The 13,748-nt window shown below is 59.2% G+C and carries 12 protein-coding genes; 2 read left to right on the plus strand and 10 right to left on the minus strand.

Features of this window, described 5'->3' with window-relative positions:
• Positions 1 to 6 precede the first annotated feature (6 nt).
• The 6 genes from SFUM_RS18935 to SFUM_RS18960 form a co-directional block, all read right to left on the minus strand.
• Positions 7 to 900 carry a type II secretion system minor pseudopilin gene (locus SFUM_RS18935; protein ID WP_011700456.1) on the minus strand — a complete coding sequence of 298 codons (894 nt, stop codon included), beginning with the start codon at positions 898 to 900 and terminating at the stop codon, positions 7 to 9.
• Between the two features lie 30 nt (positions 901 to 930).
• Positions 931 to 1,671: a PulJ/GspJ family protein gene (locus tag SFUM_RS18940; protein ID WP_011700457.1), complete on the minus strand. Its 741-nt coding sequence runs from the start codon at positions 1,669 to 1,671 to the stop codon at positions 931 to 933.
• Positions 1,672 to 1,675: 4 nt separating this feature from the next.
• Complete coding sequence (locus tag SFUM_RS18945; protein WP_011700458.1) at positions 1,676 to 2,083, minus strand: type IV pilus modification PilV family protein; 408 nt, start codon at positions 2,081 to 2,083, stop codon at positions 1,676 to 1,678.
• A complete protein-coding gene (locus tag SFUM_RS18950) occupies positions 2,080 to 2,541 on the minus strand; it encodes a pilus assembly FimT family protein (protein WP_041441010.1) in 462 nt (153 codons plus the stop codon). Before SFUM_RS18950 ends, SFUM_RS18945 begins: the two co-directional genes overlap by 4 nt.
• Positions 2,542 to 2,740: 199 nt before the next feature.
• Complete coding sequence (locus SFUM_RS18955) at positions 2,741 to 3,928, minus strand: type II secretion system F family protein (protein WP_011700460.1); 1,188 nt, start codon at positions 3,926 to 3,928, stop codon at positions 2,741 to 2,743.
• A 238-nt stretch (positions 3,929 to 4,166) separates the two neighbouring features.
• Entirely contained in the window at positions 4,167 to 5,867 is a 1,701-nt protein-coding gene (locus tag SFUM_RS18960) for a GspE/PulE family protein (RefSeq protein WP_011700461.1), read from the minus strand.
• A 329-nt stretch (positions 5,868 to 6,196) separates the two neighbouring features.
• Between SFUM_RS18960 and SFUM_RS18965 the strand changes: the two genes are divergently transcribed.
• Positions 6,197 to 6,892, plus strand: coding sequence for a hypothetical protein (locus SFUM_RS18965; RefSeq protein ID WP_041441013.1), 696 nt, complete (start codon positions 6,197 to 6,199; stop codon positions 6,890 to 6,892).
• A gap of 190 nt (positions 6,893 to 7,082) precedes the next feature.
• Here the strand turns inward: SFUM_RS18965 and SFUM_RS22135 are convergent, their stop codons facing one another.
• The 4 genes from SFUM_RS22135 to SFUM_RS18985 form a co-directional block, all read right to left on the minus strand.
• Positions 7,083 to 9,035, minus strand: a complete 1,953-nt coding sequence (locus SFUM_RS22135) for a PAS domain-containing sensor histidine kinase (protein ID WP_011700463.1) — start codon at positions 9,033 to 9,035, stop codon at positions 7,083 to 7,085.
• A gap of 541 nt (positions 9,036 to 9,576) precedes the next feature.
• A complete protein-coding gene (locus SFUM_RS18975; protein ID WP_041441015.1) occupies positions 9,577 to 10,170 on the minus strand; it encodes a hypothetical protein in 594 nt (197 codons plus the stop codon).
• Between the two features lie 290 nt (positions 10,171 to 10,460).
• Positions 10,461 to 11,546, minus strand: a complete 1,086-nt coding sequence (locus SFUM_RS18980; protein ID WP_041441018.1) for a 6-phosphofructokinase — start codon at positions 11,544 to 11,546, stop codon at positions 10,461 to 10,463.
• A 288-nt stretch (positions 11,547 to 11,834) separates the two neighbouring features.
• A complete protein-coding gene (locus SFUM_RS18985; RefSeq protein ID WP_011700467.1) occupies positions 11,835 to 12,158 on the minus strand; it encodes an EF-hand domain-containing protein in 324 nt (107 codons plus the stop codon).
• A 784-nt stretch (positions 12,159 to 12,942) separates the two neighbouring features.
• Here SFUM_RS18985 and SFUM_RS18990 point away from each other — a divergent pair.
• Positions 12,943 to 13,641, plus strand: a complete 699-nt coding sequence (locus tag SFUM_RS18990; protein ID WP_041441021.1) for a response regulator transcription factor — start codon at positions 12,943 to 12,945, stop codon at positions 13,639 to 13,641.
• Positions 13,642 to 13,748 lie beyond the last annotated feature (107 nt).

Consider the following 13,748-nt stretch of genomic DNA (forward strand, 5'->3'; position numbering starts at 1 on the left):
TCCGGATCACAGAATCTTGCGGTACAGCACCTGGTACCCTTCGGGCGTCTCGGGCGCAAAACGCACGACCAGCCAGACCGTGACCGAAGGTGGTCCGGAACCGGCTTTTCCGCAAGACACGATACGGTATACTCCACCGCGTACCCACACCGCCTGCGGCCGAAGGTCCTCCCCTGGCAGATTATCCATCAAGACGGTATTACTACCATAGACCGTAAGCATCTGGAACAGCGAATCTCTTGCAGGAAACTGGAAACCATCCGTTTCGGATTCATCCGTTTCGGATTTCTCCCTTTCCGCATCCTCTTGCTTCGGCCCGTACCCGTAAAACAACTGCTGACTCATTCCGGGAATCATCAGGAGTTGATCCAGCCTGACCAAAGGGCCGTTGACAGGGCCGTAGTGCATTCCCGCACGCTTGTACTGGTCCTGTTCCATGCCGTGAAGCAGGGGAGAGTCGTCCTTGTCGATGAAGTCGGCGATCCGATCGGCCAATTCCTCCGCAGGCTCCCCTTCCATACCCCGTTTCACGAATGCCGCCTTGAGTTGGGCATGATTTGCGCGGTTCACGTTGATCTTCTGGTCTTCCCTTTCCATGATCACCACGGCGCGGCCGGTTTCGTACTCCACCAGGTGGGGGGCGCCGTCGGGCAGCCAGTTGTCCTCCCCACTCCGATCCAGCCCGAGGGAGGGACTCTGCCCCATTCGGGCCAGCGCCTCGTAGCATCCACCGATTGCAAGGTGCAATGCCTGGGACTTGCGTAGCAGGTGGGTCTGCTCTTCACCCCGTAGCCGCGTTTCGGCGCTGATCTGGAGCGCCAGCCACATGACCAGAGCGCAGATCCACAGGACCGCCACAATCACGACACCGCTTTCTTGCCCAAGCCGCAGTTTCTTCATAAGGCCGCCGCGTTCTCCCTCATTTTCGCATCACTCGCTGTCGGAGCCGGCGCCCGGGAGCGTCGGCCGGGCCACCCCTGCGGCGTTCTTCCTGTCCGTTTTCAGGGGAAAAATGAAATTGGGAATGATAGACCGCGCGTCGGCTTCCGCGTCTCCGGGCAAGACCCACTTCACCAGCACGAAGGAAGGCATGGGCGATTCCTCTTCTCCCCAGGATTCGGAAAACGAGCCTTTCTCCTGGCCGCCGAAGGTGAACGTGAGAGCGGAGACCTCAACGGAGAAGAAACGCGGCCATGACTCCTCGCTCGTTGACGGCCCGATCTCGATGAACGCCTTGATGGCGTCGGTATGGTGGGTATCCAGCGGCATCTCCGCGTAGAACAGTTTCTTCTCACGCTCGTCGAAAAGGTACCTGGCCACCACCGGGGCGCCTCCCGAAATGGCTTTCACCGAATGGGCCGTTGCCAGTGTCAGGGAATGAGCGTTTCCTTGAAACAACGGTCTGGACTCTCCATCGATTCGGATGTACGTCGGGTCGAACTGCGCAAGCTGCATCTTCATGAGATCGAGCATCGCCGGCATGTCGCTCGGTTTTCGGTTCTGTTCCCGCTCCCAGGCCCGCATGGAGAAAGTCAGAGCCACGGAGAGCATCCCGATGACGAGGCTCGAGATCAATGTCGCGAGGACCAGCTCCAGCAGGGTGAAACCGCTGCGCGAGGGGAGCACGCGCGACGGCTTGACGGTTGTTCTCCGGGTGAAGGCGGGACTCATGCGATCACCTCGACCTATCCCGGGGCACCATCAGGCTGAATTCGAGCTGTTCTCCCCGGTAGAGCAACTGCACTCGATACAAGGGGCGCGACCGTTCCCCGAACGGCGCGCTCGGCCCCACTTCGACCAGCGTCAACCGGACGGCGACCGTAGGCGTTTCAGGCATGTCGTTCAACGTCAGATCCCCTTGTTCCGCCTTGACGGGATCGGCGAGAATCTCCTGGGCCGCGGCCTCCAGCACCGGTTGGATGAGGCTCTTCTCCTTCAGACGCAGATTGAACTGGAGCGATGCGGAAATGACTCCCATGACGCCGCCCACAATCAGTGTCCCCACCAGCAGGCTCACCATGACCTCCAGGAGTGTGAAACCGTTTGCGACACGCAATAAACGGGAGTCGGGTCTTGCGATCATGAGCTCACTCTCGAAAGGTGAACGGTCCCGAACAGGGGATGAACGTACAGGCGGAAAGAACGCACCTTGTCGAACACGATCTCGATGTCGCCCCCGGACAGGCTGCCGTCCGGAAAGAAGAGCAGGCAGTAATCCCCGGTCTGCGGGTCCCGTTCCAGTTGATCGGCAAAGATGTCCACGTTTGGAGGAATGGGCCTGCGGGGCGGGTCTTCGAAATCGTAAACCCGCTCCGCTCCATTGATTCTGAAAAACACGATCGTTCCCGCATTCATGGCCCTCAACCGCGACCTCTTCAGCGTATCGACGAACTCCTGGAGGAATTCCCGGTCTTCCATCCTTCTCCAGCCCGCCCCGACGCGAGGGAGGACCAGGGCGACCGTGATGCCGATAATCACCATGACCACCATGAGCTCGAGGAATGTGAACCCCGCACGATTTCCCGGAGATGCTCCCTGCATACAATAAGTCCGAAAACGGGTTCTCATGCCGATCCGCGTTCAAGATCACACAACACCGGTTCGCCGGGCGTGTCATGCCGTGTCCCCGTGCCGGAGAGATCGCCCGCGGAGGCGCGCCGGTCGGCCGCGCAAAATACGAGGGGGAGAGCTTTATGGCCTCCCGTCAACATTACCATCCTCAGCGCAGGTTCGTATCACGCTAAAACTTGATGTCGTTGATACCGAATATGGCGGTAAACATGCTCAGAACCATCAACCCGATCACCAGACCCGTAACCACAATAACGGCCGGTTCGAGAAGGGTCATAAGTCTCTGGAGGCGCCGCTGCAGCTCCTTTTCGAAATGGTCCCCCAGGCCGAGCAGTCCTTCGCCCATGTTGCCCTGTTCCTCCGAAATGCGGAGCATGGTTCCCATACGGGAAGGGAACAGCTCGCGCGATCTAAAGAAGTTGCTCATCGAGTGGCCGATCTTGATCTCCTGATAGAGGGGTGAAATCGCCTGTTTGAGGACCGTGTTGGTCAGCAACTCCTGTCCCAGGCTCAGCGCGCGCAGGAGCGGAACGCCCGCCTGGATCATGGTCCCGAGGGTACGGCAGAACCGGGTCAGCTCGCTGTGGAGAACGAGATATCGCGTGAGAGGGAAGCGGAACAGGAAGCGGTCCAAAGCCCCTCGTGTTGCCGGGTGCCGGTACAGCTGACGCCCGCCGAAAAACACCACCCCGGCGGCGAGAACGAGAGCCCAGCCGTAGTCCTTGAGGAATATTCCCACATCGAGGAGGAATTGCGTCACGGGTGGTATTTTCTGGTGCAGATCATTGAAAATCTTGGCAAAATTTGGAATGACATAAACCAGCAGAACCACCATCGAAATAAGGCTCGTGGCAAAAAGGATAGCAGGATAGATCATCGAGGAGACGAGGCTCTGCCTGAAAGTGCGGCGCTGTTCGAGGTATTCCGCCAGGCGCCTCAGGATCGGACCGAGGGTCCCGCTGGCTTCCCCGGCCCTCACCATGTGATCGGACAGATTTCCGAAAACGTGACGGTACTTGGCGAGAGCGCCGGAAAGGTCGCTTCCGCCTTGAACCTCTTCGAGCAATCCCTTGCTGATCCTCTGAAAGACCTTGTTGGTCTGATTGCTGCTGATGAGGCCCAGCGCCCTGTCCACCGGGAGACCCGCGGAGAGCAGATCGGAAAGATCGAAGAAGAACCGAATGAGATGCTCCTCGGGTACCCTGCGCTGACGGTGACTCTTGACCGGTTTGATCTTCACGGGATAAAGGCGGCCGCTCTTCAACTTCCTCGCGGCGTCACCCTCCGAAAGCGCTTCCAGGACGCCGCGGTGCGTCTCACCCTGTCCGTCCCGCGCCTGGTACTGGAAATATCCCATGATGCCGTCCTGTTTGCTCGTTCATCCGGCCGACGCCGGATTGACCCGAGATAGTGTGTCTGCCGCCACGAAACGCCCGGACCCCGCTCCGGCGAATCTCGCCCGCTGCCGGTTCCCGGCCGGGCATGCACGGCTCATCGCCGACCGCCTCCGCCCGTTCGCGTCGTCGTCGGTCGCCCGCGCCGTTTCCAACCCGCCCGCGGGTCCAACGGACAATGGCGCAGAGGCGCGGGCCGACTCATGACAGGCTTGTCACCCTCAGCACCTCCGAGAGCGTCGTAATGCCTTCGATCACCTTCCGATAGCCATGGTGCAAAAGCGGTCGGTAGCCCGATTCGAAGGCGATCGGGGCAATGCTCCCGGCATCCTTCCCGGCGACGATCGCCGATCGGACGCTCTCATTCACCTTGAGCACCTCGAAGATTCCCTGTCTGCCCCTGAATCCGGTGTAGCCGCATCGATCGCAGCCCTTGTTCTGGCAAAGCGTAAGGGAGCGAGGCAGGTCGGGAATGATCTCGTTGAGACGGTTCCAATCGGCTTCGCGCGCAGTGTAAGGTTCCTTGCAATGAGGGCAGAGCACACGCACCAGGCGCTGGGCGAGAACCGTCAGAAGGGAGTCGGCCATCAGAAAAGACTCGATCCCGATGTCCCGGAGCCGTGTGATGGCGCCCGGCGCGTCGTTCGTGTGAAGGGTCGACAACACCAGGTGACCGGTGAGAGCCGATTCGATGGCGATGTCGGCCGTTTCCTTGTCCCGGATTTCTCCGATCAGAAGCACGTCCGGGTCTTGCCGGACAAGAGACCTGAGCGCGTTGGCGAAGGTGAGGTTTATCTGAGGCTTGACCTGGATCTGGTTGATGCCGTTGATCTGGTATTCGACGGGATCCTCGACCGTGATGATTTTTCTCACCACGGAATTCAGTTTTTTGAGGACCCCGTAAAGGGTGGTCGTCTTGCCGGAACCGGTCGGGCCGGTGACGAGGATCATACCGAAAGGCCGTTCGACAAGCTGTTCCAGGTAGGCGAGGTCCTCCCCGTCCATGCCCAGGTTGGCCAGATTGTATTCGACCCCCTCCTGAGCCAGGAGCCGGAGGACGATACTCTCTCCGTATATGGTCGGAACGGTCGAAACGCGGATGTCGACCTCGCGGTTGCCGAACTTGAGCTTGATCTTGCCGTCCTGGGGCAGCCTGCGTTCAGCGATGTTGAGGTTGGCCATCAGTTTGAGGCGGCTGACGATCGCCGCCTGCATGCTCTTCTGAGGTTGATCGAGGTCGAAGAGCACACCGTCGACTCTGCATCGGACCTGGAAACTGCGCTCGAACGGCTCGAAATGAATGTCGGATGCCCGCATGTCGAGCGCGCGCGAGATCAGGACGTTGACGAGCCTCACGATAGGCGCTTCCTGGGCCAATCCCCTCAGGTGCTCGAGATCCTCCTCGAAAGCGCTGCCGTTGAGCACCGCTCCTTCACCGGAGCGGGACTGTTCTTCGGCCTCCCTTGCCGCGGTCCCGTACAGCCGGTCGATGGCCGTTCGGATCTCCTCCCGCTGCCCAAGGCACAGACTGAGTTTCATGTCGGCGAAGTAACCGCCCAGGAGGTTCAGCACCGGCAGGTTCAAGGGATTGTTGACCACTACCTTCACCTTGCCGCTTTCGATCTGGATGGGGAGGACGGCGTGCTTGCGCAGAAAAACCATGGAAACGCCCTCGAGGAGCACTGGTTTCTCCGGGTAATCTTCACGCTCCAGCAGCGGGATCCCGAAATGCTGGGACAGAACGCGGAGGATGCGGTTCTCATCGGTCACCGAAATCTGCTCGAAGGCGTCCGCAAGAGGCAATCCCTCCATGAAATAGGCATCGCGCAACTGACAGACCTGCTCCTCCTGCAGGTTGAACTCCCGCCGGAAAGCACTGAGCAATGAAGAAGACTCGGACATATCGGCTCCTCGTCCTTTGAAATTCCCGGTAATTCCTTAACAAATCGGTCGTCAAAAGTAAACGTCGCCGTTCCTCCGGCTTCCGAAGCCCCGGCGCGTTGAGCTCAATGCTTCCCGTCGCGGTCCTTCCCGCCGGTGGTCGGATGAGCGGACGCGGCGGGGCTCCGAAAAACGCGGCGACGCCCCGCCGCAGAACCCCCGCCGGGAACTCCCGGAAAACACCCGTGGACTTTCCGGATGAGCGCTAATATACTCAGAATCGGAAAGAATATTCTTGTTGAGCACAGTGAACCCACGAATTCATCTCAACGGGAGGCCGGAAGCCCGACATGATGAGACTTGGCGTGTATGTTGCCTCAGTTTTTTGCGGGGTTTTACTCTTGTTTTCCCTTTGTGTCGCAGCCCCGGTGATGGTGGAAAAGAACCTTTTCGCCCAGGACCGCAAACCGCCTCCACCCGAATCGGCCACTCCGGCTGCCCAGTCCAATAAACCGGGCCCCTCCCACAATGCGATCCAACTGGACGGGATCATCATCCACGGCGATTCCAGGAAGGCCCTTTTGCGGTACAAGGGGCAAGTCCCCGGAGCCGAAAAGAAGAAGGACCGGTCTCCGTACGTGACCGTTCGGGAAGGCCAGCGTTTCGGGGACTACCAGGTCGTCAAGATCGAATCCAAGAGCGTCTCGCTCGAGAAGGACGGCCAGGTCTTCGTCATAAGCCTTTTCAGCGACGGCAAGGTGGTCACTCCGCTGCCGGCCGCCGCGGCGGTTCCACCGCAGCCTCGGCCCGCTCGGCCGCCTCAGCCCGGTCATCCTCCCGAGATGCCCGGGGGGAGGATGATGCCGGCGCAGCCTCCAATGCCTGAAGGAGCGGAAGGGGCGGGTCACGCGACCATGGCCGCCCCGGGTGCCGATTCCGGAACCGTTCGGCCCGGAACGCCCGCTGAATCCCCCCCCGCCCAGCCTCAGCCCGACGAGGAACCGCAGGAGGAGGAGGAAGAGGTCGCTGAAGAATCCGATCAGTAGAAGTTGATTCCGCCCGCGAGGCGATCGGGCCTGATGGACGCTGAAAGAAAACGGCGATGCCGGGAAGGATCGGGGCAGGGCGGAGGAAAATCGGCCGCCCGGTGGAAGAAGGGCATTCTCCGTAAAGGGTTCACAGCGAACCACCAATGTCCCTGCGGCAAGAAGCGGGCGCCTGTGTGGAATTTCGGGCTCAGAGCGGCCATGTCGCGCAAAGCGTGGTTCCCGCCCCTTCGGTCGATTCGACGGAGAAGGTTCCGCCGGATAGTTCGGTTCGCTCCTTCATGCTGGGGAGACCCAGACCCGATGAGGAATCGCTGCGGCGTGAGGCGCTGGTCCGGTCAAATCCGATACCGTTGTCGCCGATTTTGAGCTCGAGCGTTCCCGGCGTCTTGCGAAGGCCGATCTTGACCCGGCTGGCCTGGCTGTACTTCGCGGTGTTGTGAAGCGCCTCCTGCAATACCCGGAAAATGACGATTTTCAAGGCCTCCGGAATGTCCTCCTCCACGACCTCGATCTCCTTGTCCACCCGGAGGTGCGTGTAGGCTTTCCTGAATTGTGCGCAAAACCAGTCCATCGTGGTGAGGATGCCGAAGTCATCCAGAATGGGAGGACGAAGATCGGTCATGATTCTTCTGGATTCGTCTATGGCGTGCTGGGTGAGAACGATGACGTTCTGCAGGGATTCGTAACTCTGTGAACCCTGCCTCATCCGTCGTAGCGTCGCCTCGAGGCTGAACTTGATTGTGCTCAGAGACGATCCGATGCCGTCGTGGAGCTCCCGGGCGATCCTCTTGCGTTCCTGTTCCTGGGCTGCCAGAAGCTGACTCGACAGGAGGTGCAACTGCCGCTCCGACTCTTGCAGGGCCGCTTCGGTCTGCTTGCGTTCCGAGATATCCTCTATGATCCCGATACCTCCGATCACCTTGCCGTCCGCCGACAGGATCGGGCCGTAGTTCGCTTTCAAATTGGAAATCTTCCCTCCCGTCACCGACAGGTAGCTGCCCTCGTAATGTGCCGACTTCCCGGACATGCACGCGATGACCGCAGCCTTCATCTTCTTGTTCTTCAAGGATGTGTTCAGGTTGAAGCCCACAAGCTTCTCGGCGGTGGTGCCCCAAATCCGGAAAATGTTTTCGTTGGCCGTCGTAATGACGCAGTCGGCATCAAAGTGGAAAATGCCCAAGGGCGAATTCTCGAAGATCATGCGATACTTTTGTTCCGATTCGCGCAGTTTCGTTTCGGCTTCCTTGATCGTGGTGATATCGGTCATCGTGCTGATGGTTCCCCGATAGTCGCCCTGCTCGCCGAACATCGGCCTGCCCGAAACAAGCACCGGGATGTTCCGACCGTCCCTCGATTTCATCTGGATTTCATAAAGAGAGCCCTCCCGGTTCCTGCGCTTCTCCATCTCACGCTGAAGGATCAGCAGGTTGGCGCTGTCGAAAAGCGCCGATACCTGCATGCCGACGAGCTCCTCCCGGACGTACCCAAGAAGCCGGCACATCTTGTCGTTGGCGTAAAGGACCCGGTCATTCGCATCGCGGACGCACAGCCCTTCGTTCATGGTCTCAACCAGCATGCGAAACTGTCGTTCGCTTCTGGCCAGAGCCTGATCGGCCAACCTCTTGTCGGTTATGTCGCGAATCGACTGGATGGCGCCGACCCAGTTGCCTTTGCCGTCGTACAGGGGGGATGCCTTGCCCCACAAATAGGCGCCTTTGCCCCGGTATGCATTTGGCGCGTAAGCCTCAGCGAAATACGTCTCGCCCTGCTTTTTCACATACTGGTATTTCCGCTCGAATTTCGAATCCGCACCCATCACCAGATCGATGACGATCGGACGGCGCTCGCCGTAAAACGGCACCGCATATGCAAAATCTCCCCGGCCAAGGATGTCCTTCTTCCTCACCCCGGTCATCTCCTCGATCGCTCGATTCCACGCGATGACTTTTCCCTCGCGATCGATGACAAAAGTGGCGTCGGGAAGGAATTCAATGATATCGAGATTTCGGCGGGTGATATGGGGGCGGTCGCGGAGCGGTCTGCCTCCGGCGTCGTCGGTTATTTCTTCTCGGGCTTGTCGGGATTTCAAAGGCGGAGAGCACACCGCCTGTGTCTTGTTCCCGTCGCGTTCATCACTCACAGCAGCAGAACCTCCGCACATCGAACAGGAAATGCGAAAAGGGCAATTCCACAGGAGAATGAGATCTCAATGCGTATAATTGATAAACAATAGCACGAACGCATGCCCGCCGGAAGCGAAATCTGACAAAAGCATCACCAAATCGGCGGGTTACTGAATGACCGGAGCGATAACCCCTTCAACCGCAGTCGCTGCCGGTTCGCTATCCGTGCCGGGGCCTTTGCGGCGGCATAATCCGGGGGGGACGAACGATCTTGCAGGACCGGCCCGGACACCACTCCGGCGAACCGCCGACCGGCCTCCGGACCCGGCTTCGGAACCCGGTGTTTTTCCCCGAGCGGCCGGCTGCGCCGGGATGAGCGCGAGCGTTTTCCTTCGTTCCCGCGCGCCCGCCGCTGAGCGCCGATCGCCCGAAAATGCGCGATGCTCGTCCGGCTATGGTTCATCGTGCCGTGTATGGGGTGAATGCCGATAAGGGGGGCGAAAACAAAGCGGTCCTGTATCGCGTCCGCTCAAGTTGAGGCAGGAGCAGCCACCGGGACTAGGCCGTCTTCTCCGCTTCATCCGAAGTCTCGGCGACCAGCGGATCGATGTCTTTCTGCTTTATTTCCAGTCTCTTCAGGCGGCCCTTGTCGTTGATCGCGCGCTCCAACTCCCGCCTGACCTCCGACTGCGCCAGGAGCTCGGAGAGCAGAATGCGCTTATAGCTGATGCTGCGAAGCTCGTTCTCCAGGAATTCGTCACGTTCCTGCTTCAGCTTCAGGTTTTGAAGGAAAAGCTTTTCCTCGAGGGACTCGTTCTCGATGAGCAGCGTGATGAACATATCGGTGACCTTGCTCTTCCTGAGGCCCATCATGCCGATTCCCGCGGCCTTCCTCCGGTACTGGTCGAGCCTGGTTTCCAGGAAGCCGATGCGTCGGTTGAGCTCTTCCTTCTCCTGTTCGAGCCTCTGCTTCTCGTGATCCCAGAATTCCTTGAGAGCTCGCTCGATGGTCAGCATCTCTTCACGATCTTGTTCCGATTGAGTCTCGAATTTTCTCACATTGCGGCGGTATCCAAGGTAGTAGGCCGCGGCGAAAACGACAACCACGCAGAAGGTGACCGCCAATATCTGAGAGATAAGGATCAGATCCATGAACACTCTCCTCCTGCCGCCAACCGGGAGTCCCATCGTTCCCTGCGTCTGGCGCGATAAGCGACGTCGCCCGCCCCGCGAGCGGGATTGTATCCATTGCTCAACTTATTAACACAAATGAGCAAAATATCGACCAGAATATTGTCTCCAAAGGCAAAAACCACTCCCTTGCGGTATGCGCCGCGCGACGCATGGTGCGAATCATCGCGCGAAGAACGCGGCGGCGGCCCCAAAAACCGGCAGCGGACCGGCTGCGATCCGGGGCAGTCGAATTGCGGCCCGGCACTTACCTACCCCAGGGAGGTACCGACGGACCGCGCCGTCTTGATGAGGGGGGAATCCAACGGGACAAGCCGCTGTCTTCCCGCGACCTTCTCGATGGGAACCGGGACCGTTTCGCCTCCCTGGAAAGCGACCATGTGGTTGTAGCAGCGTTCTTCCACCAGTTCCATGGCCTTTACGGCAAACCGTGTGGCGAGCAAGCGATCGAGGGGTGTGGGCGTGCCTCCGCGCTGCACGTGCCCAAGAATGGTGACGCGGCACTCGATCCCGGTCTGTTCCTCGATCTCGGTCGCAATCCGGTGGCTGATCCCGCCCAGGCGAATCGGGTCCGGGCTGTCCTTGACGATTCTGTGAACGGTCTGAGTCCCTCCCACGGGAGCCGCGCCTTCGGCCACCACTACAATGCTGAACTGTCTCCCGAAGCGGCTTCGCCTTCGCGCCACTCCAATGATCTCCTTGATGGAATACGGAATTTCCGGAATCAGCACAATGTCGGCTCCCGCGGCGATCCCGGCCTCCAGGGCGAGCCAGCCCGCATTTCTTCCCATCACTTCAATGAGCATGACCCGGTGATGGGACTGTGCCGTTGTGTGAATTCGATCGATGGCCTCGGTGGCGACGGTGCGGGCCGTATCGAAGCCGAACGTGATGTCCGTCTCGGCAAGGTCCTTGTCAATGGTCTTCGGCAGGCCGATGACGTTGACTCCCTTGCGGGACAGCTTCTCCGCAATTGTCATGGTCCCGTCGCCACCCACGCAGATCAGGGCGTCCATGGCAAGATCCTCGCAAAGGGCGACGCACTCCTCGGATACGTCCACGCAACGCTCCTGGCCGCCCTCGCGCACCCGATGTTCGAAGGGATTCGCCTTGTTGCTCGAGCCCAGGATGGTCCCTCCCTGTGTGAGGATGCCGGAAACCATCTCGAAAGTCAGGATCGTGAAGCGCTTCTCGATGAGACCGAGAAACCCGTCATAGAAGCCGACGACTTCCATGTCGAAGTTGTTGACGGCGCTCTTCGTGATGCCCCTGATGACTGCGTTCAAACCGGCGCAGTCTCCTCCGCCCGTGAGAATCCCAACTCTTCTCTTACCCATTGTCTCACTCCCCTTCCAATTCTTCATCCTCGGGAGGCCCCCCGATGCCTTGCGGCGGGCAGCGTTCAAGAACGGGACAACCGATGCTCCCAAAAAGCGCGGAAAGTCCCGCTGTTCATCACAATACTCGCAGATTGCACCGCGATCAAGCCGTTGCCGTTTGTCGACGCCTGCTTCCAGTTGCGAAAAGGCCACGATAAGCAGAGTGACGAATCGTCAAAGAGGGTGGGATTTCGTAGTGGCAACGGAAGCTCCACGGATGCGCTTCCGTTGCCATGCAGGCGAGTGTTACGATCTATTTTTCCATGCGCAGAATTCGCCCATCGTCAGATGGCCGTCCCCTTTCGTGTCGGCGGACATGAACGCGCTGTGAGTGCCGCCGATCTGACCATATCCCTTGTGCTTGCCCAGACCGTCACCGGCGCGAAAGTCGTTGTAAGTCAGGTATCCTTTGCCTCCGGAGTCCAGGTTCTTGAATACCTGTTCGCATTTGCTGATGTTTCCTTCCGGGGACAGCGCCTGGCCGCTCTGAAACGCCATTACCCCTGCGCCCGTGTATACCGCCAAGCCGACCACGGCCATCAATGCCACAGCCACTAGCAACATTCTCATGGCTATTCCTCCCGGCGTCGCGATTTACAACGCTGCCTACGTCTTCCATTCCATGCCGTTCAATGCTGTTTACAAAGCCGCTTGGACCCCGTTATTCTGGGAAAGCTCTGTATTCCATCACCCAGCATCGATCTCAAAGCCTCCGTAAAATGCGACATGGATTACTTATTGATAAGCTAACGTTCTAGAAAATGATTGTCAATTGTGTCGACATCGCAACCGATTTGCCGTAAAGGACTGCGATGAATCGAACGCGGCCGGTCGTCGCCTGCGCAATCGGGTGTGGGGAGAGCCCGGGCGCTTCTTGCGCGCTATCGACATGCAAAGCGTGACCTGCCGGTGGGACCGGGAAAGGCTCACCGTGTTTCTTTCGGTGGTCCGCATGGAACGCGGCACTGCCGGAGCGCGGGGGGCCAAACGGGAAACGAAACCGACCCGGAAGGCACGGTTTGCGAGCCCGCTGGGGACATCGGGAGCGGAGCGATAAGCCCTCCGGAATTCGCGTCGCGCCGTCGGCTGCTCACCTGCCGCGCTGAACGAGTGCATACAAACACCGCGCCCGCGGGCAGGCGGATGAGGAAACCTAAAACTATTTTAATTTTATTTTATTAATGAAAAAGACACATTCTGCCGTTTGGTACCTTGAAGACCAATCAGAAGACATGTTGCGGTGCGACTTTGCCTGTGATGCATGCCACGGGGATGGAATACGGGGCGGGCGGTATTTGCATTCGGACGGTTCGATGTTTTCATTGTACAAATCTTTCCGAGCGGAACGATTTCCATGCGTGTTTTGGTGGTTGAAGACGACAGACAGATCACGGATTTCCTTGAACGGGCGTTGACCGAGGCCGGCTTCAAGATCGATGTGGCCTGGAACGGCCCGCAAGGATTTGAACTCGCGCTCAAGGAAAGCTACGACGCCATCATCATCGACGTCATCCTTCCCGTAATGGACGGTCTGGAGATCCTTCAGAAGCTTCGCAATCGCGGGATCCTGACGCCCGTGCTGATCCTGAGCGCAAAGGGCAGTGTGAGCGACCGGGTGAGCGGCCTGGAGCTCGGGGGAGACGACTACCTCACCAAGCCCTTTGAACTGGCCGAGCTTCTCGCGAGGGTCTGGAGCCTCATCCGTCGAAGCAAGGTGAACCAGGAGACGGTGCAGCTCAAGGCCGGCGACCTGTGGCTGGACCTGGTCAGCCGCCGCGTTTTCCGCGGTGACGAGGAGTTCCGGCTGCTGCCCCAGGAATTCGCCCTGCTCGAATACCTGATGCGCAACAAGGGAAGGGTGGTCACGCGCGCGGAGATTCTCGAGAACGTCTGGGGCTATAACTTCGTGCCCGCCACGAATGTCGTGGAAGTTCACATCTGCCGGCTGCGCGAGAAACTGGAACGTCCGAACAAGCCCAGACTCCTGCAGACTTTCCGCAAGGCCGGTTATGCCCTGGTCGAAGACAGCTCGCCGGGGGACAAGGAATCATAGCCGTCCGCCAATAAGGGTTCCGCCTTTTTCGGGCTTTTCGCGAGGTATTGCCCCTCATCCTTCCAGTTGAACCATCACCGCCGTCAAGACGATGCTCGACACCTGCC

Origin of the sequence: Syntrophobacter fumaroxidans MPOB (assembly GCF_000014965.1) — a bacterium.
GTDB lineage: Bacteria > Desulfobacterota > Syntrophobacteria > Syntrophobacterales > Syntrophobacteraceae > Syntrophobacter > Syntrophobacter fumaroxidans.

Bases quoted from the DNA above. Each gene is read 5' to 3' on its own strand.
- SFUM_RS18960 (WP_011700461.1), bottom strand. From the start codon at position 5,867: ATGTCCGAGTCTTCTTCATTGCTCAGTGCTTTCCGGCGGGAGTTCAAC.
- SFUM_RS18965 (WP_041441013.1), top strand. From the start codon at position 6,197: ATGATGAGACTTGGCGTGTATGTTGCCTCAGTTTTTTGCGGGGTTTTA.
- SFUM_RS18935 (WP_011700456.1), bottom strand. From the start codon at position 900: ATGAAGAAACTGCGGCTTGGGCAAGAAAGCGGTGTCGTGATTGTGGCG.
- SFUM_RS18975 (WP_041441015.1), bottom strand. From the start codon at position 10,170: ATGGATCTGATCCTTATCTCTCAGATATTGGCGGTCACCTTCTGCGTG.
- SFUM_RS18940 (WP_011700457.1), bottom strand. From the start codon at position 1,671: ATGAGTCCCGCCTTCACCCGGAGAACAACCGTCAAGCCGTCGCGCGTG.
- SFUM_RS18990 (WP_041441021.1), top strand. From the start codon at position 12,943: ATGCGTGTTTTGGTGGTTGAAGACGACAGACAGATCACGGATTTCCTT.
- SFUM_RS18945 (WP_011700458.1), bottom strand. From the start codon at position 2,083: ATGATCGCAAGACCCGACTCCCGTTTATTGCGTGTCGCAAACGGTTTC.
- SFUM_RS18950 (WP_041441010.1), bottom strand. From the start codon at position 2,541: ATGCAGGGAGCATCTCCGGGAAATCGTGCGGGGTTCACATTCCTCGAG.
- SFUM_RS18955 (WP_011700460.1), bottom strand. From the start codon at position 3,928: ATGGGATATTTCCAGTACCAGGCGCGGGACGGACAGGGTGAGACGCAC.
- SFUM_RS18985 (WP_011700467.1), bottom strand. From the start codon at position 12,158: ATGAGAATGTTGCTAGTGGCTGTGGCATTGATGGCCGTGGTCGGCTTG.
- SFUM_RS18980 (WP_041441018.1), bottom strand. From the start codon at position 11,546: ATGGGTAAGAGAAGAGTTGGGATTCTCACGGGCGGAGGAGACTGCGCC.